Here is a 16,813-nt window from a genome sequence, read left to right on the forward strand (position 1 = left end):
TTAATCCTTTTAATACATGGCATAAAGCATACCCCAGTGATTATGGCCGTAAACATAGTCGCTAAGGAGTTCAGGGAATTCTTCAATGAGGAACCAACCCTAATAACCTCAGCGCCAAGTAGGTTGGACTTCCTTAATACGCACCAGGATTATAAGGGGTTGCCCGTCGTTGCCGTTGGTATCAACCTAAGAACTTACATCGCTATTTCCAGGTCTCAGGATGAGTTTGTGGTAGCGTCGGGCAATCTGAGGGATGATAATGTAAAGTATGTCGATAAGTTCTCACTAAGCGAGTTAAAATTACTTGGTGGTAAGTGGTTTGGGGACTATATTAGGGCCCTTATAATGGCGTTTATGAGGCATGGCTATTCTATCAACCCCTTTAAGGCGTGGATACGTAGTAATGTACCAATAGCGTCAGGGCTTGGGAGTAGTGGCACATTATTGGTGGCGTTAGCCTCAGCGATTAATGCCATTAATGGGTTTAACCTCGATAGAAGGGCCATCGCTGAAATAGCGTATGAGGCTGAACATGACGTCATGGGCATACCCTGCGGTAGGCTTGATCAGTATGCCGCTGCCTTTGGAGACATCGTGGTCATAGAGACCAAGCCTCCCTACAATGTTGAGGTTCTACCACGCCTTAATGGAGTATTCTTAGTCGTGGATACGGGCATTAGGCATAGCACCGCGGATATACACCCCAAGCGACAGCAGGAGATTGATGAGGGCCTCAATAAATTACTTAGTATGGATATATCGGGGAGTTTAAGGAAGAAGCTTGGGGCTCATTATTGGGAGGTTCATTGGGATGAAATAAGAGAGGATGAAATATCACGATTTATTGAAGGATTAAGTGACGTGCCTAGGAGGAGGATATTATATACGTTGAGGGCTAATGAAAGCACGAAAATAGCATTGAAGGTTATCAAGGGGGAGGCTGTCGATATTAAGGACTTAATGAGGACACTGAACCTAAGCAATGCAGAGGTGGATAGTTTAATTTCACGTTATGACTGGAGGGAGGCGTTAATTGGCAGGGTTATGACTTACCAACATAGACTACTTAGTGAGTATTACGATGTGAGCCTACCCATAATAGATGAGTTAGTTAACTTCCTAGTGAATGAGGGTGTGTATGGGGCTAAATTGTCTGGAGCCGGCTTGGGAGGCTCGGTCATCGCGCTCGTCAGGGATGAGGCTATGGCCAGGGAGATACTGAATAAAGTCCTAGGTAGGGGTTTAGCTCCGAGGGGCTGGGTCGTTAGTATAGATGGTGGGGTGATGGTTCATGGTTAATAAGCCCGTCATGGAGCTTAGGTGGGACCCAACACTTGGGGAGTGGGTTCTTGTATCTAACATTAGGCGTTTTAGGCCGTGGCAACCAAGCAATTACTGCCCATTTTGCCCTGGAAACCCTGAGACTGGTTATGGATGGAGGGCCTTAATACTCGAGAATAGATACCCAATGCTCATGGAGAACCCACCCGAACCTAGTAATCATTGGTTTTATAGGACGGGTAAATCAGTGGGTAGGTGCTACGTGGTTGTTGAGACCCCTGAGCATAACATTGATGATATTAGTGACTTATCCATTGATCAAATTGAGTATGTACTGAATATGATAATTGATAAGGTGAGGGAGGAGTCAGGTAGGGCTTATGCGCACTACTTCCTTTGGTTTAGGAATAAGGGTAGGGAAATAGGGGTCTCACTGACGCATCCTCATAGCCAAATATATGTGTTGCCGTTCACGCCTAGTAGAATTGAAAGAGAGCTCAACAATGCTAAGGAATACTTTAATAATTATGGCAGGTGCCTATTTTGCGATATATTAAGTGCTGAGCTTAAGGACAGTGTGAGGTTGATCTACAGCAATGATTACTGGGTCTCATTCATGCCCTTCTACTCACATTGGCCCTTTGAGATTCATATTTACCCGAGGAGGCACGTTCAATTAATTACGGAAATTACGAAGGATGAAGTTAAGGATTTGGCCGAGATCCTTAAGGTATCATTATGCGGATTAAAGCACATATTTAATAAGTCAATGCCATACGTATTAGTGCTACACCAGGCACCACTGAAGGGTGATTACCCATATTACCACCTGCATATTGAGATTTACGGTATCCTTAGGGAGGAGGATAAGATCAAGTATGCAGCCGGCATGGAGACTGGTGGCGGTAATTTCACGTATGACTCCGTGCCTGAGGAGAATGCGCAGAGGATTAGGGACTCAGTAACCAGGAATTGCACTCATAAAGGACAATAATTGCTGCGTTAGGTTTTTATTAAATTCCATCTCTTACGGCTCAATGAGCAGCGCATTTAAGATATCAGTCACCAAGATGGATTTTGGAGTTAGTGAGGAATTAACAAGTAAGGTTTACGACACGGTAATAATCGGCGGAGGACCGGCGGGCATGTCCGCAGCCATATACGCGGCTAGGTATGGACTGAGCACGATAATAATTACCGAGGAGATTGGTGGGCAGGTGGCTAAGTCTGGGTGGGTTGAGAATTACCTTGGCTACACAAGGATTATGGGTCCAGACCTGGTCAATAAGTTTGAGGAGCATGTTAAGTATTACAACGTACCGATAATCATTGATTCTGTCGAGAATGTGGAGAGGGATGGCGATTTATTTAAGGTTTATACATTGAACGGTGATGAATATACCGCGAGAACCGTAATAATAGCGGTCGGCGAAAAGAAGAGGAAGCTTAACGTGCCCGGCGAGGACACATACAACGGTAGAGGTGTCAGTTACTGCGCACCCTGCGATGCACCACTATTTAAGGGCAAGGTCGTCGCGGTGGTTGGCGGTGGCGATTCGGCGGCATCAGCGGCATTGTTATTGACTGAGTATGCAACCAAGGTCTATATAATCCATAGGAGGAACCAGTTAAGGGCCCAGAAGTATTATCAGGACTTGTTGCTTAAGAATCCGAAGATTGAGATTATATGGAATACCGTGGTTAAGGAGTTACAGGGCGATAAATTACTTAGGAAGGCAATACTGCAGAGGGTTGACACGAAGGAGGTATTTGAGTTACCACTCGATGGTTTATTTGTTGAAATAGGCGCGGAGCCGCCTGTCGAGTTATTTAAGAGGATTGGGCTTGCTCTCTCGCAGGATGGTTACATAAAGGTCAATCACCTAATGGAGACAAGCATACCGGGCATTTACGCAGCTGGTGATTGTGTGGACCTAACGCCAAGGGACTTTAGGCAGATAGTGGTGGCTGCCGGGCAGGGAGCCCTTGCTGCGTACTCCGCCTATAACTATATAATTAGAAAGTACGGATTTAATAGACGCTAATGCCTGAGAAAATTTATTTTTGGATTAGTATCCAGGTTTTTTGTAATGATTAATAGGCATGGTGAGGAAGAGGAGGAGACTGTAGGTTCGCTTGAGGAATTGCCCCTATCAGCGAGGTTGGTATTGAATTACTTAGAGTTTGAGCACTTGATAAACAATAAGACCTACGTCACGTTTAAGGAGATAATAGATGGTACAGGGCTTGGAACTAGGACTGCCAGAAACGCCATTAACTTACTGCGTAAGAGGGGTTTGATTGATGCGTACCTTGACGTGAAGGAGAGGAGGAGATACATGTATAGGCTTAACTTTAGGAATCTTACGCAGGATAGGGTTGACGTAACGCCGGGGCTTTACGTAATTGATATTGGTCTTGGCACAATACCGAGTATGACATTTAGGATTTATAGGGTACTGAGGGCTACGGCGGTTGCGTTTTACACGGACAGTGTACCAACGAGCTACCTAGAGTTCACTAAGTGTACCTGCGCGATGCAGAGGCTCGTTAATTACGAACCTCAGGGATTTGAGGAAATAGTGTATACAGTCACTAATCATGGGGGTTCCGTGGCGTTAGTCATGGACTCATTATTGGACTCGCAGATTGTAAAGCCGTATTTAGATGCAATATATGAGTCTAATGAACGCGGCCACATAATGATATACAGGGTTGTTGGGGTTTCCCCAATCCAGGTGGCCCTTGAGTTACTATTGATGGGTAGAGAGGACAGAATTTCATATAAGAGGGAGGGCATTATAATTCGGGTTATAACGACTAAGGAAAGTATGCAATTGAAAGATTACATCAAGGCGTATGTCCTAACGATGAGCGATGACGGCCTAATGCTTAGAGAGTATGGGCGAAGCAGTGATTTTAATGGGTTAAAGGCTTACATAGTGTATTCAAGAGCATAATCACTTAATCTCCCTCTCACTCAATTGCCTACCTAAGTACTTAGCCGCCAGGAGCAGGAATCTTAACCCTCTTCTGGCATCAGCGTCTTTCAATAATTCACCTATGGTCTCGACCAGGGACCTACCGTCAGCGGCAACCCCCCTGGCTGCGTTTAGGGATGCTACATATGCGCAGCACCTAATGCGTGCCATGAACTCCAGCAATGTGTCTAGGTTTGTTAGTAGGTAGGTACTATTCTCGTTAATGACCGTATGAACTAATTCACTAAGCACCTCAGGATCACCAAGCAAGTCCTTCAGGGTATCTAGTAACCCAACACTACCCAGTGCACCTAGTAAATCAAGTGCCTTCTCAAGTCCTTCCCTCACCTGAGGCTCTGTAAGCTTTGCAATTATGGACATTGCCTTATCATAGTCGTTAAGTAGCCTAATTAGGTTCGTGGTTAATAAGCTCCTGGTTAAATCCTCAATGACCTCATTATTCAACAAGTCATTTAATGAGTCAAGTATGCCGAGTTCGTCTAACCTCCTTATCATCCTTAGAAATTTAATCAGTGGCTCTATATACTCAGGTGTTAGCACCTCAAGGAGCTTACTCTCAAGCTCTAGCTGTTTCTCGGCCACAGAAATCACCTATATAGGTGGCGTAACTTCGCGGGTTCTGTGGCCTCGAAATAAGCCTCAAATATTGGGTCCCAAAGCTCTGGGTACAGTATCATGTCCCAGTAAGTAGCGGCGAAGGCAACCTTAAACAAATGATTAACCCTATTTATTGGGTATTTAATCGCTGGGTTATTAAAATCACTTATCACGAACGTACCAAGGCCATAACCAACATCAAATGGGCAATTAGTGCGTCCTGTGTTGCGGGCATCCTCACCCTGAAGTATCCTGGCAACGACACCAGCCTGCAGGTGTGCGGTAACCCCTGTCTTAGCCACGGGTAACGCGGAGGCATCACCTATCACAAATGCATCATCAAATCCCTTAACCCTATTCGTAAACTTATCGGCTTGTACAAACCTATCACTATCAAGTACGTCCTCAGGTACGTACTTAATGTCAACACCAACATGCGGTGGTATAACTATCGCGGCGTCGAACTTAAGCTCCTCACCCTCCATTGAATAGGCAACCCTCTTCTCAGGGTCTATGCGATCAAGCGTATAAAAGGTTATGTACTCAATACCCCTCTCCTTAAGCAACGGCTCTATCAACTCATTCATGGGCTCAGCAGGGTACGGCCTTGGGTAAAAGGTTGCAAAGACTATCCTCACCTTATCCCTCAAGCCCCTCTTCCTGAAGAATTCCTCGGCAAGAAACGTACCCTCCAACGGACTTGGCGGGCATCTATAAGCGCCTGGGGCCAATATTATCGCCAACGTGCCCTCTCTCATACTATTTAGTGTCTGCCAAACCCTCCAGGCGTTCTCCTCATTGCTATGGTAATTACCAAACATCTCCGTGACCTTATCGAGGCCGGGGATCCTTGAGTAATCCACAGTGGCTCCGGTGGCGATCACGACGTAGTCATACTCAAGCCTTTTACCATTATCAAGCTCCACATACCTATCCTGAAGATTAACAGCCTTCACGCCAGACTGAATGAAGTTAACCCAGGGCTTAAGCACAGAACGTATCTCACGCTTAATGGGTCTCCTGGAGCCCCTGAAGGCAATGTAGAGTAACCAGGGCCAGAAGTGATTATAGGGTTGCTTATCAATGATTGTAACCTCGAATTCATCCTTAGGAAGTCTATTGGCAAGCATTGCGCCGCCTGTACCACCACCAATAATAACAACCCTCCTTTTAACCGTGGACATGCCAACCGCCTTAAATCACTTCTTAGCGGTTACCTTAATCACGGCGACGATTTTATCGGACTCCTTCCTAAGCTCAAGGAGCTGGTTGCCGGTCCTCTGTATCCAAGCCTTTATGTCGGGCTCGAAACCTGGGTCTGTGGCCCAAACCTCGATTACATCACCATTCTTCACATTCCTATACGCCTTAACAACCTCAGTGATAGGTCCTGGGCAGGCGATGCCCCTTGCGTCCACTAAGATCTTATTGCCCTGACTCATGACCATCACCTCATATGAAGAGTACCTGCCCTCCTTTAGCCATTTCCAGGAAGGTTGTTACACCAACTATATCATCTACAAGCGATGGGTCGAAGTCCTCCTTCTTAAGGCCTGCCGCTGAAGCCATCATTGAGCATACATAGACCTTAGCACCCATCTTCTTAGCCTCTTTGAGCATATCAAGCCACGTTGGCGCCTTTATCCTAGCCATGCCCTCCTGAAGCCTAGGCACAAACGACTCAAACTCCTTAGGCCAGACAGGTGGTATTGGGTTCTTCAGTAACTTGAACATTGCCCATCCAGTGAAGAAGATATTCACCTCATAACCAAGCGCCGCAGCCGCCTGTGAAATCACACCCACTGGTATTAACCTGTCATCAGTCCCTGAGAACACGATCATACTTATCTTATCCTTACCCGAACTCATACAAGGATACGTGTATTCAAATGAATAAAAGCAATATAATTAAGTGCATAAAATACACCTGAAAAATAATCTTATAAAACCAAACAAAAGACTAGAAAAGAATACAAATAAAAACAAAATAATGCATAAAGTGGCATGAAGTCATAAATAAACACGTGATATTAACAAGCAATTCCCTCATTAACCTCGTCCTAATTGAATAATTCTATCATACCTAAGGATCTTTCATATAAGAAAACAATTAACCTTGACATTTTTATTTAATGGAGATCAAAAATACATTGTTTATCATTCATATGATAGACCTGCATTGGCTAGTATTTCTGGGTGCTTCTTCCAGTAATATATTGCTAATATAATGCCCATCACTAGCCATGCAAAACTGAATAGCACAGCCACGTTGTATGGGTATGGCGGTAACGGGTACACACTATAGAAGAAGACTATGGCCCCCAGAATTGAGGCAACCGTAGGCACCAAACCATGCCTAAGCCACTCCCTCCTGAGTATCCCCTGTTTATATGAGTAAACAGTCAATGCAGAATTCGCGACTATGTGCACGGCTATTATCCCAAGCCCTGCAAAGGTTAATAACCAAACACCGGCGTTTGTTGGACCCATGATTAAGCCAGTAATGATATTGATTACTAAGATAATTGTTGCAAACCAGAGCAGGGCCTTGTATGGCGTCTTATGCCCAGGATGGACCTGGTCCATACCCAGCTTCTTGAACCAAAGCCCATCCCTAGCGGAGCTAAACCAGATCCTACTTACGGCATTGTACTTAGCCGTCATGTATGAGAAGTAACTATTTATCGTAAATGCGACCAGCAAAGCCCAACCCGCCAAGCCAAGGTACTTATAATAAACTATGAGGCCTGGGTCTGGCGATGATGCGTACGTACTCATTTGATTAACGCCCCAACCAACCGTCAGCGCGTAGGCAGGTACAATGAGAGCTAACCCAGACAGGATCCATGCAGTTATAATTGCCCACCTAATGACCCTCCTTGGGTCCTTAACCTCCTCGGAAACAGTCGTCGCGGTGCCAAGTCCCGTGAAATCTAAGATTGAATATATTGTACCAAAAAATATGGGTGCCCAGTTCCATTTAACTGGGGCCGGCGTCCAGACCGTCCAGGTATTTCTCGGGCCAAGTATTGCGATTATTATTAACGCACTTATGAATAGGAACATGGCCTCTGCAAACCCGGTGTACATAACGTACTCAAGAGACGGCCTTATACCTAGGTATGATAGTATGAAGCCAAAGGCCCATATTATTATGGCAAAGGCTATCCATAGGTACGGTATTTCTGAAATTGTGGGACTAATTAAGTATAGAAAACCAGCCAGACCAAGTATTCCAAAGGCAGGTCCAGTAATGTTCTCAAGCATCCAGTACCAAAGGGCCATAACACCGAGCGCACCATGAGCCCTAGCTGAGTATGCATAATAGCTACCGGCATTAACTATGTACTTGGAGAATTCATAGGGAATAATAATCCATAATCCATATATTATCCAGGCAAGTAATACCGCCAGTGGTGTGGCACCTAGCGCAAATTGAGCCGTGCCTAGTAACAGTATTGCTACGTCACCTGCTGGCGCTACGAATGAGAAAGATTGAAATACAGCATGCCAAAACGCTACGGCGCCCCTCTTTAATTGGGTTCTTCTAATTTCGCCGGTTGATGACATTATAAATTTTATATATTAATTATTTTTAAATTTAATCTTCAGTTTATCTTCTTTAAATTAATTTTAAAGCAAAGTTTAAATATTGAATTAGGAAAAAAGATTTATGGCGATTGAGGAGGAGTTAGAGGGTTTGAGTTTTCCTGAGGCGCCTAAAATAGTTGTCAAGCCTCCTGGGCCTAAGTCGTTGGAGTTGTTGAATGCTCAGCGTGAGCTTGAGACCAAGTCTTTGATTTACCCAAAGGCCTTTAGGTTCGCCATTGACGCCGCGAAGGGGGCCACTATTAGGGATGTTGATGGTAATTACTACATTGATTGGGTGGCTGGTATTGCCGTGCTCAATGTTGGTCATAACAACCCGTATGTGAAGCAGGCGGTTATGGAGCAGCTTGATCGTTATTGGCATTGGATGAGCGAGATACCCAGTGAGGCTAGGATTAGGTTCCTTAGGAATCTGCACTCGATACTCCCTGGAGACCTTAAGGGTAAGGCTAAGGTAATGACCACGGTGACCGGGGCTGATGCGTGTGAAGCCGCAGTTGCCCTTGCCAGGTGGGTCACTAAGAAGCCCATTATTATGGCATTTGAGGGCGCCTACCATGGTGTTCACCAGGGAATTGTAATGGCCACAGCTAAGACAGAGCTTCAGCAATATGCTGGTGTCCCGCTTGTTAATGTTGTTAGGGTCCCATACCCATACCCGTATAGGTGTCCGTTACCGGCTAAGGATGCTGAGGACTGCGGTAATGCCGTACTTAACTACATTGACCACCTCCTCAGCGACCCATACACTGGCATTGGTGAGGTTGGCGCGATAATTGTTGAGCCAATACAGGGCGAGGGCGGTTATATAGTACCACCGAGGAACTTCCTGAGAGGCCTTAGGGAGATCGCCGATAAACATGGGATATTGCTCATAGTTGATGAGGTCCAGACCGGCGTTGGTAGAACGGGTAAGTGGTGGGCAGTAGAACACTTTGGGGTCACACCGGACATAATGTGTATCTCCAAGGCTATTGGCGGCGGTATACCAACGTCCGTAGTAGCCTACAGGGCTGAGTATGATGAGAAATTGCCTGATGAGGCATTTCACTTCGGTACGTATAGGGCTAACCCACTGGCTTTGGCGGCGGGTGCCGCGGTGATTGAGTATATACAGTCGAGGAACTTACTCGATAGGACTTTACAACTCGGTGATTATGCCAGGAGGGCCTTTGAGGATGTTGCCGAGAGGTACTCAATAATTGGTGATGTTAGGGGCCTCGGCTTCATGATAGGTATTGAACTCGTTAGGAGTAAGGATACTAAGGAGCCAGGGGCTAATTTGGCGTCTGAGGTTAGGAGGAGGATGTTTGAGAGGGGCGTCTTAATGCATACATGCGGTCATTTCGGCAATGTGATGAGGTTCATGGCACCGTTGGTACTAACGAGGAGGCACTTAGACGAGGGTATTAGGATATTTGAGGAGGTAGTTAGGGAGTTATCCCGTGAAGTCAGATGAGGGTTATTAAATTCTCAATTAACATGGCCGTGGGACTCGGTTCATTAAATGAGGCGGTTCAAATACTTAATGAGTTGGACTTCCCAAGGAATTCCGTACTAGTTACGGGACCAAACACACTTAAAATAGCCGGTAATTACGTAGCTGATAAACTAATCAGTGCTGGTTACAACATTGACGTTAGGGTTGTTGAGGGTGGAGCTACGATTGAGAACGCAAATGCACTATTGGAGTATGTAAAGGGTGCCAAGGTTGGCGGTATTATTGGTGTTGGCGGTGGTTCAATAATTGACCTGGTGAAGTACGTTGGCGCTAACTTGGGCCTTAAGGTTGCTTCAATACCAACAACACTATCTAGCGATGCCATAGCCACGCCTTTCAGTGTGTTATGGAAAGGCGGTAAGTCACAAGCTATTAAGACCATGTCACCCAATGTAATAATTGGCGATTATTCAATACTAATGAATGAGCCTCACAGGTACGTGGCTGCCGGCTTCGGTGACATGATTGCTAAGTATACGGCGCTCTATGATTGGTGGTTAGCCTATTGGCTTGGTGATGAGTCATACCTGGACTTCGCTGCTCAACTGGCAAATAGTGCAGTTGAATTATTGATTAGGAGGGTTAATAACATAGCTAAGCAGGATTATATTGGAATTGAGACTCTATTCTATGCCGAGGTTCTCGATGGATACCTAATGGAATTAGCAAACACCACTAGAGTTGCCGCTGGCAGTGAGCACCTTATAGCCTTTGCAATCGAGAATTTAACTGGTAAGGGATTACATGGTGAGCAGGTGGGTATTGGCACAATAATTGGTGCGTATTTGCAGGGTAAGGATTGGAGGTTAATTAGGGAGTTGCTCACCAGGGTTGGTGCACCAACAACTATTGATGAGCTTAACATAACCAAGGAGGATATGATTAAGGCCCTGCAGATAGCGCCGCAAATGAGGAATTGGTACACAATACTCGGCACGAGGGGTCTTACCGAGGGAAAGGCAGAGAGACTCCTTAGATACACAGGCATTATCAAGAAGTAATGTGACGCGCGAAGCATTTTGAAATATATATATACGTGAAGTACACTTAAGATAACATTGCCTTAACTCCTTACGTCTCATACTGCTTGGTCAAGACTCTATACCTTAATGATTATGCCCTCTAATATTCCTCGGCTTACTATCTAAGTTATCATTAAACACTTAGCAGCATCAACGCATTTTAACTTATCATTAACAGGCTTGGACTATAACAAGCCTAAGATGTCAAAATAAAGTTCACGGGCCTTAAGCAATAATATAATGATTTTAATGGAGCCCCGGCCGGGATTCGAACCCGGGAAGATTGGGTCTCTGCATTCGTGATAAACCGAACGCTGCAGCCCAACGCCTTAGCCGCTCGGCCACCGGGGCATTTTTAATTATTTTACGGGAAATTTTAAGCCTTTTGGCATTATTAAATGATGCCTCATACCTCATGGTATATTGATAAGTTTTGTCAGTATTTTAGTCAATTGTTCCTTCTTATCATCACTATTTACATTCTTCAACATTTCATTAAGCTTCTGAACAACCTTCTCCTTAATGACACTACACACCTTAATTTTCATCCCAGGGAAATGACCTTAGCGCACTTCCCTGCCCTTCTCTTCCTAATATCAATACCCTCACCATATACGTGATTTAACTGCTCAATAATTTCGTCTATCTTCACTTCGTTGAATCTTACGGCTCTAAGTTCGACACGATTCTTTAAAATATCTACGGAAAACTTTATGCCAGCCACCTCAACCTGGGAACTACCTCGTCTCGGCGTCATATCAGCTATTTATTTCAGTCTATTCCACTTACCAATATTCAACACATTAAATAAGACCCTCATTGTTAATGGCATATTATTAATTACCCTCTTTGCTAAATCATGGCTGCATTATACCTAATCAGCACTTGAACCTCACCTTTTAATCCATCATTAATCTCCCTCAGGTTTATCCCGAGTCCTCGGCGCTTTTTACGTACTCGCTTAACCATTCCATGCCCTGTATTTTCCATTTCTCGAGCCTCAACAGGGCCTCCGTCAATACCTCAATGGCCTCCTTCCTAGTTCCTTCATCGATTATTTGGTTCGTCAGCGACGCATTCCCCGCCTGTGTGCACCTGTCCCCGTAGAGCCTTAGGTTGCTGGGGACTTCAATAGCCATTATGTATCCATTTGTTTTTCTTAACCGTTTAGTTGATAAGTTACTTTCAGTGTTAGGGTTGAATTATTGACGTCGGCCAAGGCTGAACTCATCACTTGTCAGGGCGGGGTTTTCGTCATTAATTATAATTTGGCGTAGTCCCTCTTTAATTCCTTACTTAATCCTGTTTATTAATTCGTTCCTGACCTCCTTACCGAGTTTCGTGAGTATTCCCCATGCCGCGAGCACGCCTGTAGCCGCCGCCACGTTTATGCCCCTGGACAGCCCAGCGCCGTCTCCCGCTGCGAATATGCCATCCACCGTAGTCTCCATGAACTTATTAACGACAGCCCTCATGCTGTAGTACTTAATTTCCGGCGCATAGAGTAGTGTGTACTTTGAGGCGAGTCCAGGTATTACGTTATCCACCTTGTGGAGAAACTCCAATAGGTTGTCCAGTACCCTGTGCGGCAGTGCCATTCCTATGTCGCCCGGTGTCACAATCTTCATGGTTGGCTCAATGACATTCCTCCTAATCCTATCCCAGGTCGACCTCCTACCATCCTCAAGGTCACCAAGCCTCTGTATTATTGGCCTACCACCGCCAAGCTTCGTGGCTAGTCTCGCAATTGATTTGCCGTACTCAATGGTGTCCTCCATCGGGTCTGTAAGCCTGATGGATGTTAATAATGCAAAGTTTGTGTTGTTGCTCTTCCTATCCACGTAGGTCTCCCCATTAACACCCACTGTACCATCATCATACCTCTCCATGACCACGAAACCTCCTGGGTTAACGCAGAATGTCCTGACCTTATCATCATGAGACTTCGTGTACATGATTATCTTCGGATCCATGTAGAGGTTAGTTATTGGGTCCATGACGTATTTGGGAACCTCAACCCTAACACCAACATCGAGTGGGTTGGGCATCAACTCAATACCTAGTCTCCTCGCTTCATCCCTAAACCACTCAGCCCCAGCCCTACCGGGCGCCGCGAGGACTGTCCTCGCCTCGATAACGCCCCTCCTGGTCTTTAACGCGAAGTGGCCGTTACTCCTCTCGATATGCTCAACAGAGACGCCAATGGCAAATTTAACGCCAGCCTCTGTTAAGTATGAGGCAAAATTCTCAATGACCCTCGTGGAACCGTCAGTACCAATGTGCCTCTGCCTAATGGGCACGAGTTGAGCACCAACCCGAGCCAGTGACCTCTGGTACTCCTCAAAGGTTGGTCCCTTGGGTTCAAAGACCCTGTCTTGAGGAGCCCCAAACTTCAGGAAGACCTTGTCAACATAATCAATGAGTAGGTTCGCGGCGTCCCAACTATTTAGGAGTTCCTGGAGGTCACCACCAATGTCAGGCCTTAAATTAATGATACCACTACTGAACAGTCCAGCACCGCCAATACCGTGGGTTATATGACACGGCATGCACACGCACTTACCAATCTTAGCCAATGGACAATGCCTCTGCCTAGGCATGTAACCCTTATCAATGAGTACCACACTCACGTCCCTCGCATTCTCAACAATCTCGTAAGCGGCAAATAGGCCCGCCGGGCCTCCGCCTACTATGGCTACGTCGTAAATCATGGCCCTACCACCTCACGGCGCAGGTCAATCATGTCCATCGAATCCTCCCCAGTACCTATTAACGTGACCGGGACCCTCAACGCCTCACTAATACTCTCAATCCACCTCCTCGCCTCAACAGGTAAGTCACTCCACCTCCTCTTACCGCGGGCGCCTGGAAATAACGCATCAAACTTCGTAATAGCTATTTGAGTCGGCCTATTAAGCATGACGGCCCTCCTGGCTAGGTCCAGGTTAAACGGCGCTGCACGCCTAGGTCTCCCAGTCACAGTACCCCTCTCGGCCCAACCTCTCGCAATTACCTCATCCATACTTAACTCACCAGGTAATTCACCAGCCCCAACCCTGGTTACATACGCCTTAAACACCAGGACTATGTCGGTGACGAGCCTTGGGCTAACCCCAACCTCACTAATCACACCAGCCGCCGTGGTATCCCTGGAGGTTACAAATGGGTATGTACCGTGATAAAGGCTTAGGAAGGTTCCCTGGGTCCCCTCAACAATCACGCCACCGCTCCTGTCTAACTCCTCATTAACTTCCCTACTAACGTCCGTTATTAAATCCCTGAGCTCGGGGAATTCCTTGGCAGTCTTCAAAACCCTCAGCACCCTATCAACCATTGCTGCGCCCACGCCCTGACCAGTTGATCCAATGATCTTCATTAAGTACTCATTACTCCTTTCGCTCTCCACGTGTTTGTCCTCAATAACGCCGGCATTAGCGTCAACCCAAACCCTACCCCTACTGCCCGTCTCCTCGATCTCCCTGAACAATACATCAATCTTAAGCAGTGCGCCGGGCGCGATCATGAGTCTCGTGGTTTCATTAACAAAGCATGAGGGTAATATCCTGAGCTTCCAAGTCTTTCTGTTGAAATTGACCGTGTGGCCCGCATTTATGGAACCGGTCCTAACGCAAATGGCTGGTTTATCCACAAGGCCTAGGTATGACACCACCTTGCCCTTACCTTCATCACCAAACCATCCACCGACAACAACCGTTAGCGGCACTTTTTAACTTATGATATTAACACTTATTTAAATATTGCTCCAATAGGCAGGCGTAATACATGTCCATGACTGTTGAATAAGTTTTTTAAATAACAGTACGGATAAGTACTGTGGGCTACATATCGCCGCTGGATGATAGGTACTACGAGGAGTTGAAGGACTACGCAGCCGCTGTTTCCGAGAGGGCGTTCGTTAAGTATAGATTGAGGGTCGAGGTATTATACCTAGACTTACTGGTTAATGTATTGGGTAGGGTGGGCCTAATAAAGCCCTTGGACGGTGATGAGAGGGCTAGGCTTTTGTCATTGAGCTTTGATGATAATGACTATACGTCATTTAAGGAGATAGAAGATAAGCTCGGCCATGATGTGAAGGCAATCGAGTACCTATTAAGGGAGAAGTTAAGTAATGTGGGCCTCGGCAAAATCGTGCATTTGGTGCATCTAGGCTTGACCTCCGAGGACGTGAATAACCTAGCCCTCGGGATCCTCATCAGAATAGCCACTTATAAGTACCTAATGCCCGAGTTAACCATGTTACTAAGTACATTGATTAGCCTCATGGAGAAGTATGCAGACCTACCAATGCTTGGGAGGACCCATGGGCAACCAGCGACACCGACGACCCTCGGCAAGGAACTTGCTTACCACGCCTGCAGGCTGGCCCATTGGTTAAGCGTGATCGCGGACATCAAACTGCAGGGCAAGGTGTCGGGGGCCACTGGGTCAATGGCCAGCTTCCCAATGATTAGTAGGGACGTTGATTGGCCGCAGGAATTGAATATATTCGTTAGGGGGCTGGGTTTCGAGCCTGCACTCATCACAACACAGATACTGCCCCCTGACTCATTGGTTCAATTACTAACGTCCATTGGCCTAATGTCTCAGGCACTCATTAACCTTGCCCAGGACTTATGGATGTACAACATGCTTGGTTACATACGCATCCAGGGAAGGCCCGTAGGCTCCTCCACAATGCCCCATAAGGTCAACCCAGTGGATCTTGAGAATGCCGAGGGTAATCTGAAGCTTGGTTCTTCAATCCTCATGGAGATCAGTAGGCATATCCAGGTGAGTAGGCTTCAGAGGGATTTAAGTGATTCAACGATTAAGAGGAACATTGGGCTTGGCATCGGCCACGTGATACTTGGCGTAAGGAGGTTAAACACAGTATTGAGTAGCATCAACGTTAATGAAGATGCCATAAGTAGGGATTTGAATGAGCATTGGGAGGTCCTTAGTGAGGCTGTCCAGGTTAGGCTTAGGGCATTGGGTATGGCCGATGCCTACGAGAGGGCATTGGCAATATTCAGGGGATCTAGGATGGGGATGGAGGATTACAAGAAGGCGTTGGGAGAATTAGGCGTTAATGATGATATACTGCGTGGGCTAAGCCCGGATAAATACGTTGGTTACGCCAGGGAACTGGCTATGAGCTGCGTAAGCCATTGTAAATACACACTGGAGATAATTAAGTCCAGGATGAATTATGAGATTAATAACTTGAAAAACCTTGGGTTCTTAAGTTAGTATTACGGGCGTCACGACTAATTAAAATAACTCATGCAGTAATTAGTGTTGTTATGAATATTATTACGTGCAGAGTAATAAGTACGAACTAAGGAGGAAGTCGATAAGTATTACCGTGAAGGAGTTGTACATGTTATTCATGTATGGTGATCACACATACAGGTTAATAATTAGGAGGGATGATGATTGTGCACGGTTAATCCTAGTAAGTGATGATTATGAGGAGATAGAGAGTAAGTGCCTAGACAATGTGGGGTTAAACACAGTAATGAATTTCCTAAGGACAGCATTACCACACTAAACAAACCACCTCATTATCAGTGCCAGGACAAAACCTATAACCGCAGCAATGATTATTGACGGCACAGCCTCAACAGCCCTCCTCAACCTAACCCAAAACCTCCTAATGGCACTCGGCCTCCTGTAAATAATAAACTCAATACTTAACGAACTAAAACTACCCCTGACGTAGTAAGCCCTAACCACACCCCTAAACCCAGAATCGCGCAAATCCCCTGCAAGTTTAGCTAAAGCCTTGTTGGGCACTA

General features: G+C 45.9%; 19 protein-coding genes and 1 tRNA gene. 8 read left to right on the top strand and 12 right to left on the bottom strand.

Going from position 1 to position 16,813, the window contains the following annotated elements; all coding sequences use genetic code 11:
• Positions 1-42: 42 nt before the first annotated feature.
• Genes VDIS_RS10420 through VDIS_RS10435 form a run of 4 tightly spaced genes read left to right on the top strand, consistent with a single transcriptional unit; the run spans position 43 to position 4,241 of the window.
• Complete coding sequence (locus tag VDIS_RS10420) at positions 43-1,299, top strand: galactokinase (protein ID WP_013337209.1); 1,257 nt, start codon at positions 43-45, stop codon at positions 1,297-1,299.
• Positions 1,292-2,275 carry a galactose-1-phosphate uridylyltransferase gene (galT, locus tag VDIS_RS10425; protein ID WP_013337210.1) on the top strand — a complete coding sequence of 328 codons (984 nt, stop codon included), beginning with the start codon at positions 1,292-1,294 and terminating at the stop codon, positions 2,273-2,275. Before VDIS_RS10420 ends, galT begins: the two co-directional genes overlap by 8 nt.
• Before the next feature lie 43 nt (positions 2,276-2,318).
• Positions 2,319-3,326, top strand: coding sequence for a thioredoxin-disulfide reductase (gene trxB, locus VDIS_RS10430; RefSeq protein WP_013337211.1), 1,008 nt, complete (start codon positions 2,319-2,321; stop codon positions 3,324-3,326).
• Between the two features lie 45 nt (positions 3,327-3,371).
• Complete coding sequence (locus VDIS_RS10435) at positions 3,372-4,241, top strand: hypothetical protein (protein WP_013337212.1); 870 nt, start codon at positions 3,372-3,374, stop codon at positions 4,239-4,241.
• Here VDIS_RS10435 and VDIS_RS10440 read toward each other — a convergent pair whose 3' ends face one another.
• The 5 genes from VDIS_RS10440 to VDIS_RS10460 all read right to left on the bottom strand — a co-directional run bounded on the left by VDIS_RS10440 (position 4,242) and on the right by VDIS_RS10460 (position 8,450).
• Positions 4,242-4,865, bottom strand: a complete 624-nt coding sequence (locus VDIS_RS10440) for a helical membrane plugin domain-containing protein (protein WP_148678327.1) — start codon at positions 4,863-4,865, stop codon at positions 4,242-4,244.
• A 5-nt stretch (positions 4,866-4,870) separates the two neighbouring features.
• Positions 4,871-6,064 carry an NAD(P)/FAD-dependent oxidoreductase gene (locus VDIS_RS10445; protein WP_013337214.1) on the bottom strand — a complete coding sequence of 398 codons (1,194 nt, stop codon included), beginning with the start codon at positions 6,062-6,064 and terminating at the stop codon, positions 4,871-4,873.
• Positions 6,065-6,079: 15 nt separating this feature from the next.
• Positions 6,080-6,328 (bottom strand): sulfurtransferase TusA family protein, encoded by a 249-nt coding sequence (locus tag VDIS_RS10450; protein WP_013337215.1) that lies wholly within the window; start codon positions 6,326-6,328, stop codon positions 6,080-6,082.
• 4 nt (positions 6,329-6,332) lie between these two features.
• Entirely contained in the window at positions 6,333-6,749 is a 417-nt protein-coding gene (locus tag VDIS_RS10455) for a DsrE/DsrF/DrsH-like family protein (RefSeq protein ID WP_013337216.1), read from the bottom strand.
• 288 nt (positions 6,750-7,037) lie between these two features.
• Positions 7,038-8,450 carry an APC family permease gene (locus VDIS_RS10460; protein ID WP_013337217.1) on the bottom strand — a complete coding sequence of 471 codons (1,413 nt, stop codon included), beginning with the start codon at positions 8,448-8,450 and terminating at the stop codon, positions 7,038-7,040.
• 103 nt (positions 8,451-8,553) lie between these two features.
• Between VDIS_RS10460 and VDIS_RS10465 the strand changes: the two genes are divergently transcribed.
• Positions 8,554-9,948, top strand: a complete 1,395-nt coding sequence (locus VDIS_RS10465) for an aspartate aminotransferase family protein (RefSeq protein ID WP_013337218.1) — start codon at positions 8,554-8,556, stop codon at positions 9,946-9,948.
• Positions 9,945-10,991: a sn-glycerol-1-phosphate dehydrogenase gene (locus VDIS_RS10470; RefSeq protein ID WP_013337219.1), complete on the top strand. Its 1,047-nt coding sequence runs from the start codon at positions 9,945-9,947 to the stop codon at positions 10,989-10,991. Before VDIS_RS10465 ends, VDIS_RS10470 begins: the two co-directional genes overlap by 4 nt.
• 271 nt (positions 10,992-11,262) lie before the next feature.
• Here the strand turns inward: VDIS_RS10470 and VDIS_RS10475 are convergent.
• From VDIS_RS10475 to VDIS_RS10490, 6 genes are all read right to left on the bottom strand, one after another.
• Positions 11,263-11,363, bottom strand: a tRNA-Cys gene (locus tag VDIS_RS10475).
• Between the two features lie 62 nt (positions 11,364-11,425).
• Complete coding sequence (locus VDIS_RS13130; protein WP_013337220.1) at positions 11,426-11,560, bottom strand: hypothetical protein; 135 nt, start codon at positions 11,558-11,560, stop codon at positions 11,426-11,428.
• Positions 11,557-11,769 (bottom strand): hypothetical protein, encoded by a 213-nt coding sequence (locus VDIS_RS12705; RefSeq protein WP_013337221.1) that lies wholly within the window; start codon positions 11,767-11,769, stop codon positions 11,557-11,559. The genes VDIS_RS13130 and VDIS_RS12705 overlap by 4 nt, the downstream gene beginning before the upstream one ends.
• A gap of 169 nt (positions 11,770-11,938) precedes the next feature.
• Entirely contained in the window at positions 11,939-12,151 is a 213-nt protein-coding gene (locus VDIS_RS10480) for a hypothetical protein (protein ID WP_013337222.1), read from the bottom strand.
• Positions 12,152-12,304: 153 nt separating this feature from the next.
• Positions 12,305-13,723 carry an NAD(P)/FAD-dependent oxidoreductase gene (locus tag VDIS_RS10485; RefSeq protein WP_013337223.1) on the bottom strand — a complete coding sequence of 473 codons (1,419 nt, stop codon included), beginning with the start codon at positions 13,721-13,723 and terminating at the stop codon, positions 12,305-12,307.
• Positions 13,720-14,736, bottom strand: coding sequence for an adenylosuccinate synthetase (locus tag VDIS_RS10490; protein WP_013337224.1), 1,017 nt, complete (start codon positions 14,734-14,736; stop codon positions 13,720-13,722). Before VDIS_RS10490 ends, VDIS_RS10485 begins: the two co-directional genes overlap by 4 nt.
• Positions 14,737-14,846: 110 nt before the next feature.
• Here VDIS_RS10490 and purB point away from each other — a divergent pair, with 110 nt between their 5' ends.
• Complete coding sequence (gene purB, locus VDIS_RS10495; RefSeq protein WP_013337225.1) at positions 14,847-16,265, top strand: adenylosuccinate lyase; 1,419 nt, start codon at positions 14,847-14,849, stop codon at positions 16,263-16,265.
• Positions 16,266-16,332: 67 nt separating this feature from the next.
• Positions 16,333-16,566, top strand: coding sequence for a hypothetical protein (locus tag VDIS_RS10500; RefSeq protein ID WP_013337226.1), 234 nt, complete (start codon positions 16,333-16,335; stop codon positions 16,564-16,566).
• On the opposite strand, the gene VDIS_RS10505 is transcribed toward VDIS_RS10500, so the two are convergent.
• Entirely contained in the window at positions 16,563-16,811 is a 249-nt protein-coding gene (locus VDIS_RS10505; protein WP_013337227.1) for a hypothetical protein, read from the bottom strand. The genes VDIS_RS10500 and VDIS_RS10505 overlap by 4 nt on opposite strands.
• Positions 16,812-16,813 lie beyond the last annotated feature (2 nt).

Origin of the sequence: Vulcanisaeta distributa DSM 14429 (assembly GCF_000148385.1) — an archaeon.
In the GTDB taxonomy this organism is placed as follows: Archaea; Thermoproteota; Thermoprotei; order Thermoproteales; family Thermocladiaceae; genus Vulcanisaeta; species Vulcanisaeta distributa.

What these genes read in the sequence shown, in the direction of transcription:
- VDIS_RS10420 (WP_013337209.1), top strand. Translation starts at nt 43, where the DNA reads ATGGCCGTAAACATAGTCGCTAAGGAGTTCAGGGAATTCTTCAATGAG.
- galT (WP_013337210.1), top strand. Translation starts at nt 1,292, where the DNA reads ATGGTTAATAAGCCCGTCATGGAGCTTAGGTGGGACCCAACACTTGGG.
- trxB (WP_013337211.1), top strand. Translation starts at nt 2,319, where the DNA reads ATGAGCAGCGCATTTAAGATATCAGTCACCAAGATGGATTTTGGAGTT.
- VDIS_RS10435 (WP_013337212.1), top strand. Translation starts at nt 3,372, where the DNA reads ATGATTAATAGGCATGGTGAGGAAGAGGAGGAGACTGTAGGTTCGCTT.
- VDIS_RS10445 (WP_013337214.1), bottom strand. Translation starts at nt 6,064, where the DNA reads ATGTCCACGGTTAAAAGGAGGGTTGTTATTATTGGTGGTGGTACAGGC.
- VDIS_RS10450 (WP_013337215.1), bottom strand. Translation starts at nt 6,328, where the DNA reads ATGGTCATGAGTCAGGGCAATAAGATCTTAGTGGACGCAAGGGGCATC.
- VDIS_RS10455 (WP_013337216.1), bottom strand. Translation starts at nt 6,749, where the DNA reads ATGAGTTCGGGTAAGGATAAGATAAGTATGATCGTGTTCTCAGGGACT.
- VDIS_RS10460 (WP_013337217.1), bottom strand. Translation starts at nt 8,450, where the DNA reads ATGTCATCAACCGGCGAAATTAGAAGAACCCAATTAAAGAGGGGCGCC.
- VDIS_RS10465 (WP_013337218.1), top strand. Translation starts at nt 8,554, where the DNA reads ATGGCGATTGAGGAGGAGTTAGAGGGTTTGAGTTTTCCTGAGGCGCCT.
- VDIS_RS10470 (WP_013337219.1), top strand. Translation starts at nt 9,945, where the DNA reads ATGAGGGTTATTAAATTCTCAATTAACATGGCCGTGGGACTCGGTTCA.
- VDIS_RS13130 (WP_013337220.1), bottom strand. Translation starts at nt 11,560, where the DNA reads ATGAAAATTAAGGTGTGTAGTGTCATTAAGGAGAAGGTTGTTCAGAAG.
- VDIS_RS12705 (WP_013337221.1), bottom strand. Translation starts at nt 11,769, where the DNA reads ATGACGCCGAGACGAGGTAGTTCCCAGGTTGAGGTGGCTGGCATAAAG.
- VDIS_RS10480 (WP_013337222.1), bottom strand. Translation starts at nt 12,151, where the DNA reads ATGGCTATTGAAGTCCCCAGCAACCTAAGGCTCTACGGGGACAGGTGC.
- VDIS_RS10485 (WP_013337223.1), bottom strand. Translation starts at nt 13,723, where the DNA reads ATGATTTACGACGTAGCCATAGTAGGCGGAGGCCCGGCGGGCCTATTT.